At 47.4% G+C, this 7,457-nt stretch carries 12 protein-coding genes; all 12 read right to left on the bottom strand.

All coding sequences use genetic code 11. The annotated features are described in order from the left end of the window. A partial coding sequence (locus tag HRQ60_RS22945) for a hypothetical protein (RefSeq protein WP_172200842.1) occupies positions 1-621 on the bottom strand: 621 nt, incomplete at its 3' end. Then, the gene (locus HRQ60_RS22940) at positions 599-820 is read right to left on the bottom strand and encodes a hypothetical protein (RefSeq protein ID WP_172200840.1); all 222 of its coding nucleotides are present in this window, start codon (positions 818-820) and stop codon (positions 599-601) included. The genes HRQ60_RS22945 and HRQ60_RS22940, both read right to left, overlap by 23 nt. 218 nt (positions 821-1,038) lie before the next feature. Further along, a complete protein-coding gene (locus HRQ60_RS22935; protein WP_172200838.1) occupies positions 1,039-1,344 on the bottom strand; it encodes a hypothetical protein in 306 nt (101 codons plus the stop codon). 151 nt (positions 1,345-1,495) lie between these two features. After that, positions 1,496-1,789 (bottom strand): hypothetical protein, encoded by a 294-nt coding sequence (locus HRQ60_RS22930; protein ID WP_172200836.1) that lies wholly within the window; start codon positions 1,787-1,789, stop codon positions 1,496-1,498. 129 nt (positions 1,790-1,918) lie between these two features. Then, positions 1,919-2,251 (bottom strand): hypothetical protein, encoded by a 333-nt coding sequence (locus tag HRQ60_RS22925; protein WP_172200834.1) that lies wholly within the window; start codon positions 2,249-2,251, stop codon positions 1,919-1,921. 89 nt (positions 2,252-2,340) lie between these two features. Continuing rightward, on the bottom strand, positions 2,341-2,511 hold the full coding sequence (locus HRQ60_RS22920; RefSeq protein ID WP_172200832.1) for a hypothetical protein: 171 nt from the start codon (positions 2,509-2,511) through the stop codon (positions 2,341-2,343). Positions 2,512-2,574: 63 nt separating this feature from the next. Beyond that, a complete protein-coding gene (locus HRQ60_RS22915) occupies positions 2,575-3,861 on the bottom strand; it encodes a phage/plasmid replication protein, II/X family (protein WP_343044806.1) in 1,287 nt (428 codons plus the stop codon). A gap of 561 nt (positions 3,862-4,422) precedes the next feature. Continuing rightward, the gene (locus HRQ60_RS22910; protein WP_172200828.1) at positions 4,423-4,605 is read right to left on the bottom strand and encodes a hypothetical protein; all 183 of its coding nucleotides are present in this window, start codon (positions 4,603-4,605) and stop codon (positions 4,423-4,425) included. Positions 4,606-4,819: 214 nt separating this feature from the next. After that, positions 4,820-5,089 (bottom strand): hypothetical protein, encoded by a 270-nt coding sequence (locus HRQ60_RS22905; RefSeq protein WP_172200825.1) that lies wholly within the window; start codon positions 5,087-5,089, stop codon positions 4,820-4,822. Between the two features lie 307 nt (positions 5,090-5,396). Next, complete coding sequence (locus HRQ60_RS22900; RefSeq protein WP_172200822.1) at positions 5,397-6,242, bottom strand: zonular occludens toxin domain-containing protein; 846 nt, start codon at positions 6,240-6,242, stop codon at positions 5,397-5,399. A gap of 98 nt (positions 6,243-6,340) precedes the next feature. Further along, the gene (locus HRQ60_RS22895; protein ID WP_172200819.1) at positions 6,341-6,598 is read right to left on the bottom strand and encodes a hypothetical protein; all 258 of its coding nucleotides are present in this window, start codon (positions 6,596-6,598) and stop codon (positions 6,341-6,343) included. Between the two features lie 16 nt (positions 6,599-6,614). Continuing rightward, positions 6,615-7,457, bottom strand: an 843-nt coding sequence (locus tag HRQ60_RS22890) for a hypothetical protein (RefSeq protein ID WP_172200816.1), incomplete at its 5' end; no start/stop codon positions are given.

Genomic DNA, 7,457 nt, shown 5'->3' with positions numbered 1-7,457 from the left:
ATTGGTGCGATTATAAAAATTATAAGATACTCCATGACTATGAGATCCCAAAAAGTCGCTACTTACTGCATGAGATATGCCGGCGATATAGTAATCCTTTATTGGGCCGGTTCGGACAACCACAGTACCCGCGTAACCGCCAGGCATAATAAGATAACTATCTACCGGAGGCATCAAATTTACGGATTCCGTACTAGTACGACCATAACGATAACCACCCGCAACATTCACTGTAGGTTCCTCAAAAATCAACATACTCGCAAAAGCATTTGACCAATAATCAACTACTTCGGCAGACAGAGTCATAACTTTATCACCTGCCGCAACAGCAGCATTGTAACTATCGACGACAGCTTTTTTCATGGTATCCTGCCCCCAAGCCCAAGTAGCCGATGCATAAGCCATCGCCTGGTCAGACTGTTGCGTATAGCCGAAAACTTCCATGCCTACAGCTCCGATCGCAACAACGCCTACAAACGTTCCAAGAGCGATTTCGGGTGCAGCCAAGATCGGAACGACGGCATGAGCCTGACGGATCGGCACAAGAAGATTGACGACGATCATGCAGATTATGACGACCGCGATCAGACGCCGGCGATCAAAATCCGACAGGGCGATCATTTTTAGCAGCTCCTTCCTCGAGTCCGGATTTACGACCATAATGCCAACCGAAAAAACCAGCAGCCACAATAAGCGATATGATAAATAAGTCGTACAAAAACGAGACTGACCCCAAATATTTGCCAAAAGATTGATCCGAATTATTTTGAAGTTTTGATGAGATCCCCAAGGAGATAAAATTGAGTTTTGATTGCCACAACTTAAGCAGCCTCCGATCATATGAAAAAGATTGATTTGCCAAAAGATTGATCTGAATTATTTTGAAGTTTTGATAAGATCCCCAAGGAGATAAAATTGAGTTTTGATTGCCACAACTTAAGCAGACTCCGATCATATGAAAAAGATTGATATGCTTTTTTTCGAAAAAAAAGAGAGGCCCGAAATGAGCCTCCCCCTTTTGATTGCCGTAACCCCAGCTTAGGAGGCAACCGTTTTGAATACACGTTTAGCGTAACGCCATACATACGGTCCGGCGAAAAGCACGATGCCTACTGCTGCTACCGATCCGAGAGCAACCAGAGCATCAGTCTTGAGCGTGCCCATGCTTGTCGCGATCGAATCCGTAACTGTTGTTTCTGCAGCAAACATTTTTGTCGATGCCATTGCTACAGCACCCGTTGCGCCCCCTGCTACCGTTGCTACCTTACCGCCCATCGTACGCGTGAAATCTCTTGCCTCACGTACACGCTGACGACCAAATTCCAAAACCTTTGCTGCACCCATCTGTCCTATCCCCTTCCAAGGTTGTTTAAAAGTTGTTTGCTATATGATAAAGTGAGTCCGCCCACAGAGGCACACGCACCAATCAACATTCCAGTGCCAAAGGTTTTAGCTACCATTAGCGCTATATCATGCATCATTGCCGGATCAAAATTCATCCGCTTGATTCCCCCCTTGCAACAAAAAACGTTATGACAACCAGCATCCCGGCAATCATCATCAGCGCCCCAAGTATCCAGTAGTCCATCACGATCCCGTGCTGCAAATCGTTATGTATCACTTCCAAACTCACTTCGCCCTGATAAACGTTGTTCGTAACGGTCTGCGATCCGGGAGACGGCGCCTGCTGATCAGCAGCCGGAGGATTAGGGTCAGCAGCCGACACGATTATGTTTTGATCATCAGTTGTCAAAGCCCGTTGCTGACCCTCATCTGCCCCTACCTCCACGTAGTATCGCCACCTTCCGAATAAGCCATAGTGCAGGCCGGGCAGCGATGCCTAAGCCTAAGACCAACCAAAACTCCCACGGCGCCGTCTCCCGGATCGACTTTGCGACCTCGAGCACGGTTTCCATATTTACACCTTCGGGAGTGGCGTTGGAGTAAAGAGTTTTTCCATGTCGATCGGAGATACATAATGCAGCTTAACCGGCGTAAGGGTAGGCTGCCCTTTACCGTTCGGCAGCGTCTTACTTTCAAGCTCGCAGACAGCAGGGAACGATCCGTTTTTCGCACCTTCGTAAAGACTGTACATCGCCGTCATCTTGATCGGAGGCGTACCCTTTTTCATTTCTTCAGCCAGCGAGTAATCACCGATGTAATGGATATGAGCGCCCTCTCTGATTTCGCCCGTCTGTTCGTCCGGGAACTTATAAGCAGTTAGCGCCAGCACCACGATTGTTTCTTTCATCACTGCACCTCTATTCGTTTTTTAGGGGAACAAATTTTCGTAAACGGATATCTGTTCGTGTTTAATTGTAAAAAAAAGAGGGTAAATAGTCAATTGGTTTTTTCACCATTTGACGCCTCTTTTTTAAAATGTGGCAGAATGAGGGGCAAAAGGACATCGGTGCGCGATTTCCCAGTTGCATCAATCTGCTCAACTACCCAAAGTGGGAGTCGAATGGCGACCGTTTTACCTGTCTCGTCGCCTTTAGGTTTTCTACCCATAGGCTTTTTCCCCTAAAAAAAAGATGCACTACGCTTTTTAACGTAGCACACCGGGTGACTTTTTCAAAATGGTAGGCTATAATGTGTTTGACTATTAACAGCGTCTTTCTGTGCTTCCGTTCTGATACGGAAGTCTTTTTTTTGCGCTGTTGCTCTTTTTTTGTTCATATCAGCCGCCAATTTGATAATCTCCGGGTCTGCATCGCCCAATCGGCGTGGATCGTCGCGCAATGGCTGGAAATCCTTCGGTAAAACCGGCTCCGCAATCCCAGACACTTCTTCTAAATTAACTTCCCCAGTAAGCTGCACAGAAACACCAGCTTCTTTAAGTTCCTTCATATGACGATAAAATGTACGCTTTGGAACAGCAGACTTGTATTTTTGTATGCCGAACTGTGCCATACGTACGTAAGCGTTGAACAAAACACCAGCACGTCCAGATGGATACATAGCACGCAGCCTATCCTCAACATCCAAGGCATCCCGCACAACATCCCCTGCTTTCTTACCTTCTTTCATAACTCGCGATACCTCGGTCTCATAAACAGAACGAAGATACTCAGGAGTAATGTCCTTAATCCATGGATCGGTACCGTGATGCGTCTTATCGAAATCGTAACGCATCTTTCGTGGCTTAATCTCAACTTCGACACGTAACAAATCAGTGGCAAGCTGAAGCAGTTCAAAAGCGTGACTCTGCGAAAACACACCTGCACGCACAAGACGCGACATATCGTGTTTACGAAACTCAGGCCCCTTATGATAAAACTTCAGTACTGTAGTCGATGCATTAAAACGTAAACCATTCAGCCCATACGTTTCTGCGTTACGCCGCCCATAATAAGCGTTACGCATCAAATAAAAAAATTGTTCAATAGCCTCCATTCCCGCTTCCATATGGAACACATACGAAAAGTCGATACGCTTAACCTGCCAATGCCGTTCGTAATCACCGTAATATCCCCCAGGCAAGGTAATACCCAAGCCCTGTTCGATAGTCTGCAGCAAGTACCTGCAGCAAAGCACAAAATCTTCCGTGCCGCCATAAATATTATGACCCAGTAGCAACTTATGTACGGATGCCTCAACTTCAATGTAAGGAGGACAGTCCATCATAACAGTTGCAGCCTTGCCACCCTGTCTTTTTGCATTTCGATCCGCTTTCCACTCTTTACGCTTGACGACAACCGCAATACGGTTATCATACGAACCTTTCAGATCGCCGGTCGTGATTTCCCAAAGCACATTACCCGTCCGCATATCAATGCCCAACCGTTTTGTGCATTCAGCTTCTACCAGTTCCGCAAGTTCCTCAGAGATGTACGGCGACCGCAGCCGAACCGTATCCACCGCCAATATTATCCCCTCCGATATACCCGACCACGACCAAGATAGCCTGTAGACGCGCTATGACCAAAACAACGATCGCAACGAACTTCCGTTGATCCATCAGAAAATCGGATCAAATAAGCCGTACCCCTGCCACAACGACGGCAAAGACCAAGAGAACCATCGTCGGCGTTTTTTTCATCATTTGTGCCATCGGTGGCACTTTCGTCGGGTGTTACTACCACCCGACGCTCCGCAACCGGCTCATCTTCGACGAGCCAAAAATCATCCTTTTGCATCATTCCAACCACCTTTTCATACCTCGAAGGAAAAGAACGTATACAGCAACCGCCGAAGCGCTAAAAAAAAGCAGCGCAGCCAATCGCAAAATATCGTCTAAGACCATCCAAATAGCCTCCTACCAAACAAATATGCCGAACAAATCAGCATCGCCGCCCAAAGCAGATAAATGCGACGCCCCGGCCGCTGCCGGTTCCGGATCATCCGGACGCTGCTGATAAAATAAACGACGAGCAACACGATCAACGTCCCCAGAACGAGCAAATGTATCATACCGTCGCTTTAATCCGGAGTACCAGATTCAACAATGTGAATGGCGCACGTCAAACCATAAATTTGGCCAGCCAAGTGAGACTTAACATGATCCTCAACTGCTAATTTTTCTTTTTCTTCAAGGATAGAACGGTGATGCTCCAACTCATTAATAATCATTGTTTGAATATGTGTTACATCAACTGTAGACATAAAATCACTCCTAATATGAATTTTTCATAGGTTGCAAAATCCTCAATAGCAACAGTCCTCGTGTACCCTGCCGGATCGGCAGAGTGGAAAAACGGAACCCGGTTAACCCTTTAAATACTTTGCTGATCCGCAGCCTATCATTTACTCCTGGAACCGGTTTGCCGTCCGCATCAAGGTATAAATGGGGGATAGATCCCCCAAACCCCCGATGGGATCAAAGGATTAAAAGATCGTCCGGATCAAGGTCAGTTGTATTAAGCGCCCGAAGATCATCAGTCAAGGTACGATCAACAACAGTCTTAAAATAATCCGACATAGTAATGTCTTTTTCCGCAAGGAGCAATTCGATATACGCCCAATCACTTTCAGGCAAATTAACGTTTACCTTACGCCTAACACCTTTCGGCTTACGACCAGCACCTTTACGCGCACCACCGTGTCCCACAATATCACCGCCTTTCTTGATTACGGTTCCCTTTTTCAATATAACATGCTTCCTTGAAAAAGGGAACCACTTTCAAGCGACAGCGATAAAAAATATAATTTCGACAATCACAACCGCCCAAAGCAAAGAGGCCAAACTGCAAAGACCTATAATCGCCGCAGACTGCCTTAAATTCACTTTTTCACGCATGCTTCCATCCCCTTAACCGTGTGAATAAAATGCATCTGTTCCGTAAAACACGATTGCAACAGCTTATAAGCAAGTTCCGAACTAGACATCTCCAGCGCTTCCGCAAGATCACGAAGCCGATCCGTAAGCTCATCATCAACGTTAATACGGAAGCGCCTCATACAGCTTCGGTCCGGTGCTCGTCTGAACCACCGGGGCCCGCCCCTCCGGGGCCCCACCCGGTGGCCGCATCCTGTGCTCCGTCCTCTCCCGATGAGGCCTCTTTGTAAATAGCCTCGTGGTCTACCTGGTCAACCTCAACCGCACAGTTACCAAAGACAGTATCCGGCAACTCCTCATCCTCCACACCGGCCAAATCGTTTATAAACCGGTCCAACTGCTCATCCAAATTCGCAAACATACGCTTGGACTGATACATTTTCGAAAGCCGTTTAACAAACATAGTGCTATCGGATCGGAGACGCAGCCGCTGCTGTTTCCAATACGTGTTGTAAAAAAAGATGGTGATTTTGAACATGTTGAGCAAAGAGAAAGGGAAAATATTATTGGCTTTACGGTGCTTAACGTCGTACTCGATACACTTGCTAATCGTCTTGTTAATAGACATGTCATCCTGCACGATCAGGATAAAGTCATAACCGAGCTTACGAGTCTGGGTAAAAAAGGACCGCCACAACTTTTGTTCGGGCTTATTATTATCCTCCCGAGCAAAAAAGTTTGTCGCCTCGTCGATCACGACCAAACAAATACCCTCACGCTCGTCCTCATCCCAACCTTGATTCCTGGAGACATCCAGCAGCAGCCGAATACCTTTGACCCCCATAAAATACCTGTCGTCCACATACATGAAGCGTTCCTGCCAAAACTTACCACGCTTCGCAAACTCAAAATTAAGTGGAAAATTGGCGATCACGTGACCACCCTTGTCCAAGTGATCGGTGATCGTCTCCAGGGCGTGGTAAGACTTGCCGCTGCCGATCGTTCCCGAATACATAGAAATCATCAAAACTCCCCCAATCCGTACGTTTTAAATTGCCGGTTCCTGCGATCGTTAAGAAATAGGATTCCGGAGTCGAAGCCAGGACAAAAAATCGTTCGGCTTTATCCAGAAGCAACTTTGAGCCAACGCGCTATAACTCGGACGCCATACCAGATTATGATCGCCACAAGCATTGCCCCAATGATCTTAATCCAAGTCGGGAAGTCCAGCAGCCACGTGATCCATCCCAGGTTGATAATCCCTGGAGGAGCCAAAGGCTCCGCAAATGGGGATTGAGGCAGCAACCCGATCAACCAGGTTAAACCGGCACCAATGCCGGCAATGACGTAATTAATTAGCTTGATGAAAAAGTCTGCCATATCGCTCCCGCTCCGATCACTGTGGCATAAATCGACGCATAGCCAAGGCCAGGCCGACCGTAAATGCTATATTGCCGATCCAACGGATGCCGACCGCAACCGGATCGAACATGCCGAAATTAACTTCGAACTTGAGATGCCAAACAAAACTCCCGGCCCGCCAAAACTCGGGAACATCTACCTTGATAACCGGAGTCTTTGGCTGCACATCGAATATCTTAAGCTGGGCATATACGTCCCAAGGGATGGAAAATGGGAAGACACGCGTAAGCGCGCTGCCTGTCATTTTGAGTGGTGCCCAGTTGATCGCCGCAGTTGGCTGCGATGCCCAATCCAACGGAGGATTGGCCGTGCCGGTCTCGGTCTTGACCGCCTCACCGGTCCGAACGTTAACCAATGTCCCCGGGATCGCAGAGGCACCAACTCCAATCTGACCAACCGGTACAGCAACTACAGGATTACCAGCAGCATCGAGTATAGGGGCCCCAGCTGCATCAGTAGCAATACGAGGCTTAGGTACGGATTTGACCCGTACTTGATCGGGAGCGTACACCTTACCAGTACCGTCAGCGAGTGTACCATCATCTCGCATTTGTACGTCAACCCCAGGGTTTGCAGTCGGCGTATAAATAAAATCCTGTCCAGTCGGCAAAGGCAACGAAACCGGATAAGCATCCCGTACACGTGGCAAAGTATCTTTAAAAAAATTATCTACCGCTGGAGCAGGGATAGTGCCTGTAACGCCAGCAATAGATTTAGCAACAGCTATACCCTCTAATACTTGCTCATTGGTGCGATTATAAAAATTATAAGATACTCCATGACTATGAGATCCCAAAAAGTCGCTACTTACTGCATG

It is taken from the genome of Saccharibacillus qingshengii (assembly GCF_013185195.1).
GTDB classification, from domain to species: domain Bacteria; phylum Bacillota; class Bacilli; order Paenibacillales; family Paenibacillaceae; genus Saccharibacillus; species Saccharibacillus qingshengii.
Note: the sequence above shows the minus strand (reverse complement) of the source record. Positions and strands in the feature narration are given on the sequence as shown.